Origin of the sequence: Anabaena sp. AL93 (assembly GCF_001672085.1) — a bacterium.
In the GTDB taxonomy this organism is placed as follows: Bacteria; Cyanobacteriota; Cyanobacteriia; order Cyanobacteriales; family Nostocaceae; genus Dolichospermum; species Dolichospermum heterosporum.
This window is the reverse complement of the sequence record NZ_LJOU01000031.1, coordinates 17,874-36,105: the sequence shown is the minus strand read 5'-3', so window position 1 is coordinate 36,105 and position 18,232 is coordinate 17,874. Positions and strand designations below refer to the sequence as shown.

12 protein-coding genes and 1 pseudogene are annotated in these 18,232 nt (G+C 37.8%); 5 read left to right on the top strand and 8 right to left on the bottom strand.

Features of this window, described 5'->3' with window-relative positions; genetic code table 11:
• Positions 1-59: 59 nt before the first annotated feature.
• The 3 genes from AN486_RS10230 to AN486_RS10220 form a co-directional block, all read right to left on the bottom strand.
• Complete coding sequence (locus tag AN486_RS10230) at positions 60-233, bottom strand: hypothetical protein (protein ID WP_290600468.1); 174 nt, start codon at positions 231-233, stop codon at positions 60-62.
• 126 nt (positions 234-359) lie between these two features.
• Complete coding sequence (gene recN / locus AN486_RS10225; RefSeq protein ID WP_290600466.1) at positions 360-2,090, bottom strand: DNA repair protein RecN; 1,731 nt, start codon at positions 2,088-2,090, stop codon at positions 360-362.
• A 213-nt stretch (positions 2,091-2,303) separates the two neighbouring features.
• The gene (locus tag AN486_RS10220; RefSeq protein ID WP_290600464.1) at positions 2,304-4,367 is read right to left on the bottom strand and encodes a WD40 repeat domain-containing protein; all 2,064 of its coding nucleotides are present in this window, start codon (positions 4,365-4,367) and stop codon (positions 2,304-2,306) included.
• Positions 4,368-5,137: 770 nt separating this feature from the next.
• Here AN486_RS10220 and AN486_RS10215 point away from each other — a divergent pair.
• The 4 genes from AN486_RS10215 to AN486_RS10200 all read left to right on the top strand — a co-directional run bounded on the left by AN486_RS10215 (position 5,138) and on the right by AN486_RS10200 (position 11,466).
• Complete coding sequence (locus AN486_RS10215; RefSeq protein ID WP_367142432.1) at positions 5,138-5,917, top strand: transposase; 780 nt, start codon at positions 5,138-5,140, stop codon at positions 5,915-5,917.
• Positions 5,850-8,504 (top strand): peptidase domain-containing ABC transporter, encoded by a 2,655-nt coding sequence (locus AN486_RS10210; protein ID WP_290600462.1) that lies wholly within the window; start codon positions 5,850-5,852, stop codon positions 8,502-8,504. The genes AN486_RS10215 and AN486_RS10210 overlap by 68 nt, the downstream gene beginning before the upstream one ends.
• Positions 8,505-8,772: 268 nt before the next feature.
• A complete protein-coding gene (locus AN486_RS10205) occupies positions 8,773-10,275 on the top strand; it encodes an HlyD family efflux transporter periplasmic adaptor subunit (RefSeq protein ID WP_053540803.1) in 1,503 nt (500 codons plus the stop codon).
• Between the two features lie 453 nt (positions 10,276-10,728).
• On the top strand, positions 10,729-11,466 hold the full coding sequence (locus tag AN486_RS10200) for a peptidylprolyl isomerase (RefSeq protein ID WP_053541385.1): 738 nt from the start codon (positions 10,729-10,731) through the stop codon (positions 11,464-11,466).
• Between the two features lie 199 nt (positions 11,467-11,665).
• On the opposite strand, the gene AN486_RS10195 is transcribed toward AN486_RS10200, so the two are convergent.
• From AN486_RS10195 to AN486_RS10175, 5 genes and pseudogenes are all read right to left on the bottom strand, one after another.
• Positions 11,666-11,812: a bacteriocin gene (locus AN486_RS10195; RefSeq protein WP_199924327.1), complete on the bottom strand. Its 147-nt coding sequence runs from the start codon at positions 11,810-11,812 to the stop codon at positions 11,666-11,668.
• 431 nt (positions 11,813-12,243) lie between these two features.
• Positions 12,244-13,239, bottom strand: coding sequence for a DUF4351 domain-containing protein (locus AN486_RS10190; RefSeq protein WP_053540802.1), 996 nt, complete (start codon positions 13,237-13,239; stop codon positions 12,244-12,246).
• Positions 13,240-13,620: 381 nt separating this feature from the next.
• Positions 13,621-13,824 carry a hypothetical protein gene (locus AN486_RS10185; protein ID WP_053540801.1) on the bottom strand — a complete coding sequence of 68 codons (204 nt, stop codon included), beginning with the start codon at positions 13,822-13,824 and terminating at the stop codon, positions 13,621-13,623.
• A 16-nt stretch (positions 13,825-13,840) separates the two neighbouring features.
• A pseudogene (locus tag AN486_RS10180) lies at positions 13,841-15,055 on the bottom strand (nif11-class peptide radical SAM maturase 3); the annotation flags it as partial.
• Positions 15,043-15,249 carry a hypothetical protein gene (locus AN486_RS10175; RefSeq protein ID WP_290600457.1) on the bottom strand — a complete coding sequence of 69 codons (207 nt, stop codon included), beginning with the start codon at positions 15,247-15,249 and terminating at the stop codon, positions 15,043-15,045. The pseudogene AN486_RS10180 and the gene AN486_RS10175, both read right to left, overlap by 13 nt.
• Positions 15,250-16,005: 756 nt before the next feature.
• Here AN486_RS10175 and AN486_RS10170 point away from each other — a divergent pair.
• Entirely contained in the window at positions 16,006-18,021 is a 2,016-nt protein-coding gene (locus tag AN486_RS10170) for a family 10 glycosylhydrolase (RefSeq protein ID WP_290600456.1), read from the top strand.
• Positions 18,022-18,232 lie beyond the last annotated feature (211 nt).

The following is an 18,232-nucleotide window of genomic DNA, read 5'->3' as shown; positions in this document are numbered from 1 at the left end:
GGATTATAAAATTAAATTGTCAGAATCAGGATATCCAAGATTAAAGGATTTACAGGATTTTATTTGCTGATGAAAGCTGCCCTAATTCTGACATAATTAATTAGATGAACGAGAAAAATACTCCCTTCCCACACAAAGATAACTGATATTTTTTCTCTGTGTCCTCTGTGTCCTCTGTGGTTAGTTGTTGGTAACACTTCTTGGGGAGAACGGGGCGGATCAGTTTGATACATAGTAATATTCTTGGAAAATATAATTTATTGTGTGTTCACAGTGTCTTTATTCCTATTATCTCATAAAACATCCTGGACATCCTGATAGCGAAGCGTGGCGTTAGCCACTTCTGACAATTTCACCATCTATTTTCCCTTTTCCCGATGATCAGCAGCTTGTAATAATAAAGATTCAGCAAAAGAAATTGCTTCATTTGCTGATTTACCACCGGCTAACTGTGCTAATTCTTCCCGTCGGGTAGTTAAATTATCCAAACTTGTTACTCTCACAACAGTTCGCTGTTCATCATTACTATTTCTAGCTTTATTAATTACTAATTTATCAACGCGAAAATGACGATCTGCCATTGCTGCAACTAGAGGCTGATGGGTGACACATAATACTTGATGTCCTTGACTAAGTTGGTGCAATTTCTCTGCTATGGCTTGGGCAACCCTACCAGAAACCCCCACATCAATTTCATCAAATATCATTGTTCCTACTTCATTTCCTTGATTGAAACAAGCTTTTAAAGCTAGTAAAAAACGGCTCATTTCTCCACCAGAAGCAATTTCTGTTAATGGTTGGATAGGTTCACCGGGGTTAGGACTAAACATAAAGGTAATTTTATCTGCACCTGTAGCTGCGGGAGAAATGGGGACGATTTCTACTTGAAATTTCACCTTATCCATTGCTAACGGCTTGAGTTCAGCTAATAACCGAGATTCTAAATTAGCCGCAGTTTGACGACGTAATTGGGTTAATTGGTGGCTAACTTGCTGGAGTGCTTGTAAAGATAATTGTTCTTGTTGTTCTAAAGTTTCGATAGATTGTTCGCTATTATTTAATTCAGCTAATTCAGTTTGAATACGTTCATAATAAGCGATCGCTTCCGTTAAAGTAGGTCCATATTTGCGACAAATTTGTTTTAATTCCCGTATCCGTTCATCCACCTCTTCCAACCGTTGCGGATCTGCTTCTAACCCTTCTCCATAAATACTAATTTGTCTCCCCACTTCCATTACCGCTGCCACTGCATCTCGCACCAATTCCAAGAGAGATTGTAATTGAGGATCATACTCCACCATGTGAGTTAATGTCATCTCTCCATCGGCTAATAAATCAGCAGCAGTGCGAGTTTCCTGATCATCTTGATACAAAGCCTGATAAACTTTGTAACTCATTTGTTGTAAATCCACAACATGATTCAGGCGGTCCCGTTCTTGATTTAATTGTTCCATTTCCTGGGCATCATCAAGATTAGCCGCACCCAATTCTTGCACTTGATAGGTGAGTAAATCCAATTGTTGCAGCCGTTCCCGTTCTGATGTCCGGCGTTTTTCCAGTGCTTGTCGGGCTTGTTGATATAGAATAAAAGCAGCGGCAACATTTTGGCGTTTGTGCAACAAAGCATCACCACCATATAAATCTAACCAATCTCGAACTTGGGCAGATTGTCCCACCTGTACTGTTTGTCCTTGTGCCGTAATTTCTACTAAACTGTCTCGTAATCCTGCCATTAAGGGGCGATTTACCAGCACTCCATTTACTCTTGATCTACTGCGGATATTACTAGTAGTGGTGGCAATTTCCCGACTAATAATCACAGCATGATCATCGGTTAAATCAATTTCTTGTTCACTCAACCAAGCTGCTAGGGGCGGAGTAACGCTAAAAGTCGCCTCCACGATAGCGCGATTTGTGCCAGTTCTAATCACCCGACTAGAGACTTTACCACCCAAAACGGCATCAATGGCATCTAATATGATTGATTTTCCTGCGCCGGTTTCCCCTGTTAATACATTTAAACCTACACCAAAATCTAATTCCAGATGATCAATTAAGGCAAAATTTTCAATTCTTAAATATAGCAGCATTTAAATAATCCTTACTATTGCAGATTTCCCCGGTTTTATTGATTATGGCGTTGGTGAATGAATGTATGAATTAGTCTCACGCAAAGGCGCAAAGGCGCAAAGGTGAAGATTTTTAATTTTCCTTTTTTCTACTTCAATATGGCTATTAGCAACGCTCAAAACCTAGAGGTGTAAGGGTTTAGCTCAGGCTTTACCCTACCTGTAGAATCAAATTTATGCTATGGGAAACAGAGTAATGGTTGTATCTCCACTTCCAGCAGCTAATATTTTACCATCTGGACTGAAAGCAATTGAGTAAATTACAGAATCAGTACATTTGACACTAGAAATTTCTTCTCCACTAGCGACTGACCATAATTTCACTGTTTTATCTTTACTAGCGCTCGCAAAATTTTGTCCATTGGGACTATATGCAACGGAACAAATATGATCAGAATGTCCTGATAAGGTTTTAATTTCTTGACTAGTTTCTAGATTCCAAAGTTTAATAGTTTTGTCTTGACTACCACTAATTAAAGTTTTTCCGTCGGGACTAAATGCTAGAGAAGTAATCCCTCCAAACCAATCAGAATGTCCTGTTAATGTTTTCACTTTATTTTCAGCTAATTGTAAAATCTTGATAGTTTTATCATTACCACCTGCACTACTAGCTAATAGTTTACCGTCGGGACTAAAAGTTACAGATAAAACATCATCGGTATGACTTTTGAAAGAGTAAACTTCTTTTCCTGTTTCTAATGACCACAGTTTAACTGTTTTGTCTTTACTTCCACTCGCTAAAATTTTTCCCAAGGGACTAAATGAGACAGCATTAACTCTTTCTTCATGTCCTGTAAAAGTGAAAACTTCTATTCCTAGATTTACATCCCATAATTTAATTATTGTATCATCACTGCCACTTACTAAAAATTTACCATCTGGACTAAAAGCTAGAGAATTAATCCCTCTAGACCAAGAATATTCCCCATGTCCTTCAAAGGTGCGATGTTGCTGAGTTGCTAAATCCCACAATTTAATTATTGTATCATCACTACCACTTGCTAAAAATCTCCCATCTGGACTAAAAGCGACAGAGAGAACTTTATTTTTATGTCCTTTAAGAGTACCAATAAATACTAATTTTTCGGTATTGTCATTTGATGAAGATGTGGTAGGAATTACTTCTAGTGTTTCTTGATAATTATCTGATTCTTTTATACTTGATTCATTTGCTAACTGTGACGGGTTAAACCAAGTATTTAATTCCGTCAATACATCTAATATTTTCAACGATTTGTTAATAGAATTGCTAATAGGATTTAAGTTATTAATTGTGGGAATTCCTTCTCTTTCTTGACTTGCTGTTTCCGGTATTGAATTTGTTTGCGAATTTGATTTATTTTCAACCTGTAACGGTTGTACAAAAGCTGTAAATAAACTATCTAATTCTGTTAATCCATCTGTCAACCGTTGGTTAATAGAATCAAGGATGTCATTATTTTTGGAAATTTCACTTTTTTGAGTTTCTTTAATCTCACCTATTGATTGGTTTTGTTCTAAAATTGTCTGATGCAATTTCTGGGTTGAATTATCAATTTCTGCAAATCGAGAATTAACAACTTCGATTTGTTGATGAATCTGAGTAAATTCCTGACTTTGATTTTCTTGACTGTCACGTAATTCTGCTAATTGCTGTTGATTGCTTTCATTGCCATTTTTGATAGAAGTTTCAATTTCTGCAAATCGAGAATTAAAGACTTGTAGCTGTTGATTAATTTGTGATAATTCAGTTTTCAATTCTGCAATATTTCTCAAATATTCATCTTTATCAACAGTAGAATTTAAACTTTCTAGAGAAATATCTAATTGCTGTAACCGATTATTGACAATTTGCATTGATATTTGAACTTCCTGGTCAATAACTTGACTAATTTCCTGTTTGTAAACTTCAAGTTTTCCCAAACGTTCATTAATAGCACTTTCAATAGTTTGGTCAATAATTTGGCTGAGTTGTTGTCTCCAATCTTCGATTTGTTCTAAACGTTGATTAGAGGTATTCATGGTTTTTTCAACTTGGTAAAATTCTTCAGGGATATTTTGCAAACTTGTTTGTAATTGCTCAATTTGTGATTGGGAATAATTAAACTTAGGACGATTAACTAAATTTAAAGCTACACTTAAACTCAGGGGAATAACCGCATAAACCACCTGTTGCGTCGCTGTCGCTACTATTGTTCCTAATACTGATAACCCCAAACATACATACTCGCTAACTTCTAGCAACTGACGATTATTCATAAGAATACCCGGTAAGTGGGAAACGAGCGTGGCTTGGCTCCCTGAGAGGGAAACGACACGAGCGGTTTTAACCGCTGTGGATATTAAAATTGAAACCAGATTTTTGATTGGAATCTGGAAACCAACTCCCATTTCTGGGGTAATGTTAGCCTCGACCTGTTATAAGAGCTTGTTAAGCTTGCAACACTGTTCCAGTGACCTTAGAACTGTTTAATCACAAGCGACAGAGCAGGGAACTGGCTTCGCATTCCAGGGTGTCGTGACTCAAATAACGGCTACCATGAGAGTAAACTCAGGGTGGTCTGGTCAGTACGGCTTGCTTGATTACTCTTGCAAGCCCAGTCCCTTTAAGGCTGGGTTACTGACGTTAACTGGTATTACTTGTCAAGTCGTGATTACTATATCACAAAACATAGTCAATAAAATTCAGAAAATAAAACTTTATACTCTTTGCGCCTCTGCGTCTCTGCGTGCAAAAAATTCTTTCCTTCCGCAACGCTAATTTTTAGATATGAAAACTTCCAGATTGTATATCTTGACAATAGCATAAAATTTCCAGATGTCAATACCCTAGTAAAATCCTTAGCTTATTAATACATGAGATTCTCAGTAGAAAAAAGACACAAGAGCCGCTATGAATTACCAAAAATGGTATTAAAATCCATTGTCAGCAACAAGCGGAAGGTGGGTTCTATTAAGATAGCATTAGTATTATAATGTATCAGTTACACTAAGACATAAGACCAAGTTCTCATTAAGAGGGAACTAGGATGCTTGCGGAGTTTGATTTTTACGAGATTGAACCATTTATGTATACATATCAATGGACAAGTAGTAATAAAGCGGGGAGCAATTCTTCAAGTAACTTGTTAACAGATTTTCAGCGACAAATGCTGTTAAAATCATTACAAGAACATCGCTCTCAATCCCAGCGGCAACGGATTCAAATTATGTTGTTAGCGGACCAAGGGATAACTCAAGCAGAAATTTGTCAACTTTTGGGGTGTTGTCCCGCAACCGCTAGACATTGGATACACATAGCTCGTCAGGGAATGGCGCATCAATGGCAAGATTGTCCGATTGGTCGCCCTAAATTAGTTAGTAATGAATACTTACAACGATTAAAAGAATTATTTTACAGTAATCCTCGTGATTATGGTTATGGCTCTCAACACTGGACATTAAATTGGTTACAGAAACATCTGTGCGAAGAATTTGGCTTTGAAGTGAGCGATCGCCACTTTAAGCGACTTCTCAAACAAATGGGCTTATCCACTCGACCGAAACCCAGTCATGATGGACAAAATAGCCCAAAATCAGCTACAGAACCCAAAATATCAATTGCTGACCTCAAAAAAGCAAATACCACCGATTCCTCAGAAATTATACCTATTAATTTTCACAAAGCAGTAAAAGATGCAGACATTTATGGCGCACAATATATCCGCTCAATTAGTATCTCTGCAACAAATCAACAATACATTGGGGTATTCACTAACCGCAGAAGAATTTTATCACTATCTTCCCGAACTTCAATCTATCAACCCTAAAGTCGGCAAATTCTGGACAGGAAAGAATGTTGAACCGGGCATTTACATTATCATTACGGGCAAAGTCAGACTATTAGATGATAAAGACGAATTAATTACTACCCTAGAACCTGGGGCATTTTTCGGTGAATTTACCTTGTTTCCCCAATCTAAATTTGAGCCTTATGCAGCCAGAGCTTCAGCAAATTTACAGTTATGCTTCTTGCCAGAAAAGTTACTATTGCCATTAATAGCCAAGTATCCCCAAATTCGAGAACATTTATGGGAGAAAGCATACTCACTCCTGAGAAACACAGATTATACACCCATAAAACCAAGCTCTCCAGAGAACGACAATTCAGATTCAACCCCCTATTTGACCTCAGAATCAAAAATTAGTAAAGCCTATTTTCCCAGTCCCAGAGAACGGGTGGGGCATTTATGGCAAAAGGTAATGGGGCGCTATCCATTCTTTGCCCAACAGAGTGGTTCTGACTGCGGAGCAGCTTGTTTAGTCATGGTGTCCAGGTATTGGGGGAAACGTTTTAGTGTAAATCGCTTGCGTGATATTGCCAATGTAGACCGCAATGGTGCATCCTTGCGAGGGTTATTAACAGCAGCAGAAAGTCTAGGTTTTGCCACTAGACCTGTCAAAGCTAGTTTAAAGCAGTTAGGAAAGCAAAAATTACCTGCTATTGTTCACTGGGAAGGCAAACATTACATAGTGGTCTACGAAATTACCGCTAAATATGTAATTGTGGCAGACCCTGCTATTGGTCAACGCACCCTCACCCATGAGGAATTTAACAACGACTGGACTGGTTATACATTGTTGTTACAACCGACAGCAATGCTCAAAGAAACGAAAGAGACATCTACACCTTTTTGGCAATTTTTTGAGTTAATAAAACCCCATTCTGTAGTCATGTTGGAAGTATTTATCGCTTCCATATTCATCCAGATATTTGGCTTAATTACCCCCCTATTTACCCAATTAATTTTAGATCGGGTAGTGGTACAACGGTCAGAACTGACCCTGACAGCAGTAGGAATAGGATTGTTGATTTTTAGCCTTTTTCGGGTGGCTATGACTGGTTTAAGGCAATATCTTTTAGATCATATAGCTAATCGGATAGATTTAGCATTAATTGTCGGTTTTATTCGTCATACATTGCGTTTACCCCTGAGTTTTTTCGAGACTCGTTATGTGGGGGATATTATTTCTCGCGTGCAGGAAAACCGCAAAATTCAACGCTTTTTATCGGGTGAAGCATTATCAATTCTCCTAGATTTATTCACTGTCTTTATCTATGTAGGCTTGATGTTTTGGTACAGTTGGAAAATGGCATTATTAGCTTTAATAATTGTCCCACCCTTTGCCTTATTAGCCTTAATTGCCACACCCTTTTTACAAAGGATTTCCAGAGAAATATTCAATGCAGTTGCCAAGGAAAGTAGTTATTTAATAGAAGCTTTAACTGGTGTGAGAACTGTCAAAGCTACAGCAGTAGAACAAACAGTAAGATGGCATTGGGAAGAGTTATTAAATAAAGAGGTAAAAACCAACTTTTCCGGGCAAGTTATCGGCAATCGTTTACAAATTTTTAGTAACACAATTGAAGCAATAGCTACCACAGCTTTATTATGGTTTGGGGCATATTTGGTAATTCATAATCAGTTAACAGTGGGACAACTAGTAGCATTTAATATGCTGCTGGGTAATATTATTAATCCCTTCCAACGGTTAATTGTCTTATGGAATGAATTGCAGGAAGTTGTGATTGCAGTAGAAAGAATTAACGATGTTTTAGACACAGAACCAGAAGAAGACTTACAAAATCAATCACGGCAGAATTTACCAGCAATTCAGGGGCATATTCGCTTTGAAAACGTCACATTTCGCTATCATCCAGAAAGCGATATTAATATATTAGAAAACCTCAGTTTTGAAATCAAACCTGGACAAATGGTAGCCTTAGTGGGACGCAGTGGCTCAGGAAAAACCACCATTTCTAAATTAGTTGTGGGCTTGTATCCCCCCACAGATGGTAAAGTTTTAATTGACGGACAAGATATTACCAGTCTTTCCTTGCGTTCTTTTCGACAACAAATTGGTGTAGTTGACCAAGACACATTTTTATTTGGTGGAACAATTCGAGAAAATATCAGTTTAGGACATCCAGGAATACCTTTATCAAAAGTAATTGCAGCAGCAGAAATGGCTGGTGCTGATGAATTTATCAAAAAATTACCAATGGGTTATGAAAGCCAAATTGGTGAAGGTGGAGGTTTATTATCTGGTGGACAAAGACAGAGAATAGCCATTGCTAGAGCATTATTAGGTAATCCGAAATTATTGGTTTTAGATGAGGCAACTTCTCATTTAGATACTGAATCAGAAAGGATAATTCAACAGAATTTTAACACAATTCTCAAAGGAAAAACTACTTTAGTAATTGCCCATCGTCTTTCCACCGTGCGAAATGCTGATTTAATTTTGGTACTAGATAGAGGTGTGTTAATTGAAAGTGGCAGTCATGAGGAATTAATGGCTAAAAAAGGACATTATTTCTATCTAAATCAACAGCAATTACAAACACTAACGTAGGTTGGGTTGAGCCATAGCGAAACCCAACAATAATTTAATAATGATTATAGTTGGGTTTCGTTCCTCAACCCAACCTACCATAAATTCATACTAAGAAAAAGGTGCATTATGACAAATTCATGAGAATCTAAATCAACAGCAATTACAAACAATAACGTAGGTTGGGTTGAGCCATAGCGAAACCCAACAATGATTTAATAATGATTATAGTTGGGTTTCGTTCCTCAACCCAACCTACCATAAATTCATACTAAGAAAAAGGTGCATTATGACAAGTACATTAAATGGGAATATCACAAAATCTGATGATATCTTATCACCAGAATTACCAGAAATTACCAATGAAGATTGGTCGGAAATTACTAAAGAATCACTTGATAGTTTACCCCAGGTTTGGACGCGGGGACTATTATATCTTTTAGTCTTCATTGTCTCCATAGTTTTACCTTGGTCTTTACTATCTAAAGTAGATGAAACTGGTACAGGAAGAGGACGTATTGAACCTAAAGATAAAACCGTGAAATTAGATGCCGCTGTAGGGGGAACAGTTGCAGAAATTCAAGTTAAAGAAGGTGAAACAGTCAAAGCCGGACAAACTCTATTATTATTAGAATCGGCATTAGTCAAATCAGAATTACGTCAAGTTCAAGATAAATTAGAAGGACAATTAAACCGACTTTCTCAGTTAAAATCCTCTAAAAATCAGTTAATTGTCTCCTTAGCAACCCAACAACAACAAAATCAATCTCAACAATTAGAGAAACAAGCACAAATTGATCAAGCGCAACAGAATATTAATACCCTAAAAAATGCCTATCAATTCCAGAAAGAAGAAAGATTATCTCAACTTAATCAAGCGCGACAAACCCTAACTAATAGTCAAACTACTAATCAATTAGCAGAGAGTAGTTTATTAAGTAGTCAGCGAGAAGTAAAACGCTATAGTCAACTCAGACAACAGGGAGTAATTCCAGAAATTAATTTAGTAGACAAGCAAGATATCGCTAAGGAAAAGCAAAAATTATATGCACAAAGTCAGTCAGATATTCAACAAGCTAAGTTACGTTTAGCAGAACAACAAAGTAGTTATGAGCGAAATTTGCGCCAAGCTCATGCCGATATTGAACAGGCTAAATTGCGACTGGGAGAACAGCAAAGAAGCTATCAAACTTTAACCCTTTCTGGTCAGTCAGCGGTGTTAAAAATTGCTGAACAGCAGAAAAGTTTAGACACAGATATTAGTTCTCTCAAATCAGATATTTCTCAAACTAAACGCCAAATTGATGCCTTAAAATTTCAGTTGGGACAGCGAGAAATTAAAGCTTCTGTGAATGGGATATTATTTCAACTACCAATTCAAAAACCCGGTTCAGTTGTGCAAGTAGGGACAATGGTTGCCGAAATTGCTCAAGATAATTCACCCTTAATAATTCGAGCGCAAATGGCAACTACAGATAGTGGTTTTTTGCGGTTAGGATTACCAGTAAAGCTCAAATTTGATGCTTATCCGTTTCAGGATTATGGTATTATCTCAGGAGAGTTAATTAAAATTTCTCCTAATACGATAGAGATAGATACAGCTAATGGCAAAGTAGCCGCTTATAACTTAGAAATTTCTCTCAAAAAAAGTTGTATTCCCTCTGCTAATAAATGTATTCCTTTGCGTCCAGGGGATACAGCAACCGCTGAGGTAATTGTCCGTCAGCGACGAATTATTGATTTTCTACTTGACCCGTTTAAAAAATTGCAACAAGGAGGAGTGAAATTGTAGAAAATTTATCGAATTACCCCCCTTAGTCCTCCCTTGTTAAGCTACGGTGTACACAGATCTCTAGACAGGATGCTAAACGTTATCCGATCCCCCTAAATCCCCCTTAAAAAGGGGGACTTTGAAGAATTTAGCCCCCCTTTTTAAGGGGGGTTGGGGGGATCTAAACGTTGTGGGGCAACTCTAGAAGACTTGTGTGTACACCGTAGCCTTGTTAAGAGGGGAAACAATTAATTCAGTCCCCTCCCTTTAGTCTTTCCCCTCGTTCCCATACTCTGTATGGGAATGAATTACGGAAGGCTCTGCCTTCATTAATACTAAATCATGGAGGCAGAGCCTCTAAGTAGCATTCCCAGTCAGAGACTGGGAACGAGAAAAAATTCATCGAATTGTCCCCTCCCCTTAGCAAGGGGAGGGTTAGGGTGGGGTATAATTTATGTATTTAAGGAGCAAATCATGTCCGAACCTATCACCATTACCCAATCAGATATTTTACAACAAATTAAATTATCCTGTAAAATACCTGAGTTAGTTGAGCAAATTGTCAGCCGAAAAGTGATTATAAATGCTGCGGAAGAAGCGGGGATAAAAGTAGAAGTTGAAGAATTACAAAAAGCAGCGGATTTTCTGCGATTAACTAATGATATGACCAGTGCTAATGACACTTGGAAATGGTTAGAAAAACATAGTTTATCTATAGATGATTTTGAAGATATAGTCTATACTAGTGTGGTTACTGGTAAGTTAAGCAAGCATTTATTTTCTGATCAAATCGAACCTTTCTTCTTTGAAAATCAGCTAAATTATGCTGGTGTGGTCATGTATGAAGTTGTATTTAATGATGAAGATCTAGCAATAGAACTTTTTTATGCAGTCAAAGAAGGAGAAATGAGTTTTTATGATGTAGCTCACCAATATATTCAAGATGTAGAATTACGTCGTAAAGGGGGATATTTAGGAGTATTAAATCGTCGGGATTTAAAGCCAGAAATATCTGCTGCTGTCTTTGGTGCGAAACCCCCACAGGTAATTAAACCGATAATTACTTCTAAAGGGGTACATTTAATTTTTGTTGAGGAGATTATTCAGCCGGAATTGAATGATAAATTGCGACAGCAAATTGTCAGCGATTTACTATTAAGTTGGATTAAAAAACAGGTTAATCAAACAGAGATTAATGTGAATTTCGAGTGATTTCATCACAAAAATTAAAAATGTTCTCGTTCCCATACTCTGTATGGGAATGAATTACAGAAGGCTCTGCCTTTATTGATACTAAGTCATAGAGGCAGAGCCTCTAGGTAGCATTCCCAGTCGGAGACTGGGAACGAGGAAATAGCGTTGGTTTGATGCAGTTGGTGTGTTACGGACTCGTCCTAACGCACCCTACAAATTAACACTTTGAGCCAGAGCCAAATTCAATTAAACCCCAGAATAAACTTACATACCAACCTCCAATAATAGCCTCCAAATCTAAATCAGATAATTCATCAAACTGGTTTTCAACTTGTGCTAAATCAGCAATTTGAATATTAGCCATTTTGGTATTCTCCTTGGTTTTAAAAAGTCAAAAAATCTAAAAAACCGGAAATGTTGTACTTTTTTCATTTCCCGACTACATCTTATTAAAAATAAAAACCTCTGTCTAGAGACTTAGACAAAATAAAAGTGACATAATTGTTTCAGTTTTGTCACCTTCAATAGCTTGATGATAACAGCATTTCACGCACAAAAATCCGTAAATTTGCCTTTTTAGGTTGAAAATATCACTAAAAAACAGACAATTACGGACTAAAAATAGCCAAAAAAAGGGACATAATTGCTGCAATTTTGTCCCTTTTGCCTATTAACTTAAATACAAACAAATGCCCGACTTATTTAAGAAGTCAGGCATCTATCTTAATCAAGACTTATTTCATGTACTTTATTGCTAATCTACCTTACATATATTTGAAGATTTCAACAAGAGGATTAATTTAATTGCAACCAATTAAGTAAATCCGCCATACTGCTAAAATCTAGTAAAGCCTCGCTTAAATTTTCCAACTGATTAACAGAAAGAGATTGAATCCGCTGTGTTGTTTCCGGTGATAATTCACCCAATCGCCTTTTAAGCAGTTTTAAAATAACCAACCGTTCTCCTTCCTGTCTACCTTCCTGTCTACCTTCCTGTCTACCTTCCTGTCTACCTTCTTCTATTCCCCGCTCGTAACCTATGCGCTCACCAGTGGTAATATATCTCATAGTTCGCTCCTGCTCGAATTTTTTATACTCCGACCACAATTGATTTTCCAATGGTTTTGGTAAAATCATCACCCAGTCTATAAAGCGATACAGGTTACGAATATCTTGCTCTTGTAAGCCTAAATCGTATAACCTGCGAATTAAACTGAATTTCCAGATTTTGCGTTTTTGGGGATATGAGCGCGTTTGCTGGGTTTTCAAATGCGCCATAACCACTGTAGCAAAAGGATTCTTACTATTTTCTAACTCTTGCCACCGTTGTTCATAATCTAACAGTTTAATGCTACCAAATTCAAAATTTAACTTTGTCTGGGGATAATTGTAACCGTAATTACTCGGTCGCCATTCACGGTTTGTGTCACATAAAATCGCCAAGCTGATTGCGGGTTGACCAAAACTGTCAAAAATGCGATAATTGTAGGTAAATATCCGTTGACCGAAATTATCTTCTTTTTTTCCCTGAATTTCTACATGGACTAATAACCACAATTGTTCACCCTGAATTTGCCAAACTTTGACTAATTGATCAGCATATCTCTTTCCTTGTTCGGCTTCACGGGTAATTTGTTGAAATTCTTTATCCAGAAATTCATAAGGACGTTCCCAGTTAATTAATGCGTAGGTTTCGGGAAAAAAGAATTGCATTGCTTGGGGAAAATATGCGGTGAGAATTTCTTTCCATGGACTATCAAAATCAGCCCGTTTATTAATAATATTGGTCATGAATTAATGGCAGATGATTATTTATCTTACCTCAAATTAAGTAGGTGAACTGAAAAATTTAAAGGTATGTGAAGAAAAGTAAAATCGCCCAAAACTCTCTTCCTGTTCCCTGTTCCCTGTTCCCTGTTCCCTTGCCCCAACGACAATTTTTAACGCCAACCTACTTATTAGTTACTGAATAAAAGTTATATAATCTGAATTATAGATATAGCTATTCTCCCTGGTTTGTGAAGGGATTTTTTGGAACGAACCACAGAGGACACAGAGGACTCAGAGGTAGAGAAAAGGAGGTATTCATGTCTTGTTTAGGATGGTTATAGAAATAAACCTGAAAATCTCAAGATTCAGGTTTGTGGTAAAATTAAGGTGCTGTAAATTTAATCAGTTTTCACTCCTGACAATACCCGCTTCTTTCTCAATTCGGTCTAAGGCTCTTTTAGCCCTAAAAATAAGTCGCAAATAAGTAATCTGATTATCCCAACTCAAACGAGGTAATAAAGGTTGTAAAATATCTGAATCAGTTTCAGATTTTACGAAGGTATTTGAATCTTCTAAAGTGATAGAATCGGCGGAAATATTGTTCATGATTCTCAACAGAATTTTAGTGGGAATTAACTAAAGATTTGCCTAACTCTGCTTCTTTTTCCCACTCTTTTGGCCATTGAATTAACTCAGCAGTAAAATGGAGTGGGTCATTTTCTATCCAAGGGGTATTAATAGATTCCTCAATTAGTGCAAATTCGCCATTATCAAAGGGATTTCCATTAGCTTGACGTTGGATAAAAACACGCTCTCTGATACCATTTTTTTCTTGAGTTAATGCACGATGATGACAGTAAGGATTATTACCTCTTTTATCAAAGAAAACATGGGCTGTCCAACTACAACCACCACGACAAAGTTCCGCAAATTCACAAGTTTTGCAGAAACCCCATAGGTGTTCTGTTCCCTTGGGAGTACCAGCACCAAGATTAAATCTCAGTTCCTCTGTTTCTTCAATAATTGTTCGCAGTGAATGGTCGCGGATATTACCTCCTGTATAAGCTGTTGTCGGTAAAGATGGGCAACCTTTGATAGCACCGTCCGCTTCAATACCTAAAGCCGAGAGTCCGGCGCTACATCCCTGCCAAAATGACCACGCATCCCCCCCGCGCAATAATCGCTCATAGGGTCCGTAGTAGCCAATATTATTTCCCGGTTGCACCTGTACACCTTCCTGCTTGGCTCGTTTTGCAACACGAGCAATCATTGGATATACATCCAAAAGTTCATAAGGTTGTAATAAAATCTCGCTATTATCCGCTGCATTCCCCATAGGTACGGTTAATTGAATTTGCCAAGCGAAAATACCCGCGTCGCGGAGATGTTCGTAAATTTGGGGAAATTCTGGGGCTGAGAGCCGATTAATTTGAGTATTACAACCAAAGGGAATACCCGCTTCTTTGAGGTTACTCATGGTCTGAAATGCCCATTTCCATGAGCCTTGTTTACCCCGAATTCGGTCATGGGTAGCTTCTAAACCATCAACGGACACAGAAACTACTTGAATCCCTGCTGCTTTCATGCGGTGGGCTGTCTCTAAGGTGATACCATAACCCCCGGTGGTCATACCACAAATCATACCAGCTTTAGTGATTGCTTGGGCAATTTCTAACCAATCGGGACGAAGAAATGCTTCACCTCCAATAATAGTAACTTCTGTAATTCCTACTTCGGCCATTTGCTGGACTAAGTTAAGAGCTTCTGCTGTAGAAAGTTCATTTGTCCTGGTATGTCCAGCGCGAGAACCACAATGTTGACAAGCTAGATTACATTTATAGGATCACGGATGATTATTCCGAACCAAATGGGTTTGATGAGTCTCGCACCGCTTGTGGTAAGAGCTATACCACCAGAAACGTTTTTAGCTTCTTCGTTAGATACAGATGCTAAAGCTTCGTCACGACGCGCTACTGCATTATTAACAGCACTATCAATTAGGTCATTGATTTCAAGACGATGATTATTCATGTTAATTTGCCTCAGAGGTCTGTAGGTGAATTAATTTATTAGGGTTGTTATTCTTTATTGCCCCATTACATCCTATTCAAAATAAAAACCTCTGTCTAGAGATTTAGACAAAATAAAAGTGACATAATTGAAACAATTATGTCACTTTCAATAGCTTGATTATAACAGCATTTTCCGCACAAATATCCGTAAATTTGCCCTTTTAGGTTGAAAATATCACTAAAAAACAGACAATTACGGACTAAAAATAGCCAAAAAAAGGGACATAATTGCTGCAATTTTGTCACTTTTGCCTATTAACTTAAATACAAACAGATCCCCGACTTCTTTAAGAAGTCGGGGATCTATATTAATCGAGGCTGATTTAATGTATTCTTTTGCCAACCCACCTACGTATATTTTAAAATTTCAAAAAGGCGATTAATTTAATTGCAACCAATTTAAGAATGACGCACTGTAAAAATTAGCGTTGCGGAAGGAAGGTTAATTTTTAGATATAGAAACTTGCAAATTATATACCTTGACAATAGCATAAAATTTCGAGATGTCAATACCCTAGTAAAATCGTTGGCTTATTGATTTCATTCTCAATAATCTTGAGAATTAACCGGGTATATTCTCAATAAACATAGAAATGTGATTTTTTTGCAGAAGAGAGATTTAAAAAACTTATATGTCTGACTGCATTGCTAGAAAATTAGCAGTTATGACTTAAAAATTGCTAAATTAACAGAAGATGTAACTATCTCCTTAAATATGGTATCTACTCCCATAACATTCTCCGATATTCAAAATCATTGGTCCCGACCATTTATAGAAGCTTTAGCAGCACGGCGAATTATCAGCGGTTATCCTGATGGAACTTGTCGCCCCAATAACCCTGTAACTCGCGCTGAATTTGCTGCCATTATCGCTTCAGTTTTTTCCCAACCAGTTAAACGTGCATATATCCCTTTTGGAGATGTTCCTGATACACATTGGGCGATAAATGCGATTAAGAAAGTTTATGAAAGTGGATTTTTAACAGGTTATCCAAATAAACGTTTTGGGGTAGATGAAAGTATTGCTAAGGGTGATGCTTTAGTCGCAATGGTCAATGGTTTGGGAATTGCTGGTCAAGTTGACCTGGATTTAGTGAGTAAACTGGCAGAAATTTATCAAGATGGATCTTTAATTCCTTACTATGGAATTAATCAAATAGGTTTGGCGACCCGTGCTGGTTGGGTGGTGAATTATCCCAACGTCAAAATACTAAATTATAAAACAGCCGCTACTCGTGCAGATGTGGCAGTGATGGTTTATCAGGCTTTAGTGTATTTGGGAAAAGCGGAAAAAATTCCTTCTGATTATATTGTTGTTCCCCCAACCATACCTAAACCGACAACCTCCAATACTGTTAAAGTAAATCATCGGCGAGAATTTCGAGGTGCTTGGGTTGCGACTGTGTGGAATAGTGATTGGCCTTCTAAGCCAGGACTGTCTGTGGAACAGCAAAAAGCGGAATTGGTGGCGATTATTAAACAGTTACAAGCTTTGAATTTCAACGCTTTAGTTTTGCAAGTCAGACCGGAAGGTGATGCTGTATATGCTTCTGAGTTAGAACCTTGGAGTGCTTGGATTACGGGAACCCAGGGAAAAGCACCAAGTCCATTTTATGATCCTTTGGAATTTGCGATCGCCCAATGTCATCAACGCAATATTGAATTACACGCCTGGTTTAACCCTTACCGCGCTAGAGCTAACAGTCAAGTTCCTAACGTTCGTCCCCACATTGCCGTGACAAATCCCGAAGTTGTTTATCAATGGGGTAGTCAACTATGGATGGACCCCGGTGCAAAAATCGTTCAAGACAGAGCATACAACGTCATTATTGATGTTGTCCGCCGTTATGATTTAGATGCGATTCATTTAGATGATTATTTTTACCCCTACCCCATATCTGGTAAACCTTTTCCCGATGATAAAACCTACGGAGCTTATAAAGCCAGTGGCGGTAAACTGAGTTTAGAAGATTGGCGACGGGAAAACGTCAATCAAATGGTATTGCGACTTTCCCAAGGAATCAAAGCCACCAAACCTCATGTGAAATTTGGAATTAGTCCTTTTGGTATTTATCGTTCTGGAGAACCTGCGGGAATTGTCGGGTTAGATGCCTATAATGTTCTCTATGCAGATTCTAAAAAATGGTTACAGCAAGGCTGGATAGATTATATTGCTCCTCAACTTTACTGGCGGACTGACCAAACTAAACAAGGTTATCAAACTTTGCTGAAATGGTGGACAGAAATTAATACCAAACAGCGTCATGTCTATGCAGGTAACAATCTCGGACAATTAGATGGGAAGGAATGGAAAAACAGCGAAATTGCCAAGCAGATTCAGATTTCTCGGAATTTAGCAGGTAATTTATCCTTGGGTAATATCTTTTTCAGCATGACTGGCATTCAAGAAAATCGTCAAGGCATTGCTGACCAATTTAAAACCGATTATCCCACACCTGCCTTAGTTCCCACTATGTCATGGCAAAGTTCCATCACGCCACCACCTCCCAAAAACCTCAAGTTTATGGATGGAAAATTAAATTGGGAAGCAGGAGGTAATCAACCTGTGCGTTCTTGGACTCTATATTCGCAAAATAACAATAATTGGATAATTCAACGCATTTTATCCGCTGGTACTACCTTTGCGACAGTTCCACCGGGAACTTATGCAGTCTGTGCTGTGGATAGATTAGGGAATGAAAGTGCAGGTGTGATGATTACTGTAACTTGACTCCTAACCCTAACGAAAAGACTTTTATGTCAATCAAATTTATTTTGACAGGTAAATGAGCGATCGCTCACAAAAATCTCAATTAGATTGTTTGTAGTGGTAACATTATCGTGGTCTCAAAAGGAACTTAACCCTTTGAATACCTCATAACTTATACTCAACACGGCTTAATTACTTGATTTTATGGGTAGGGGTAAAGCAAGAGCTTCAT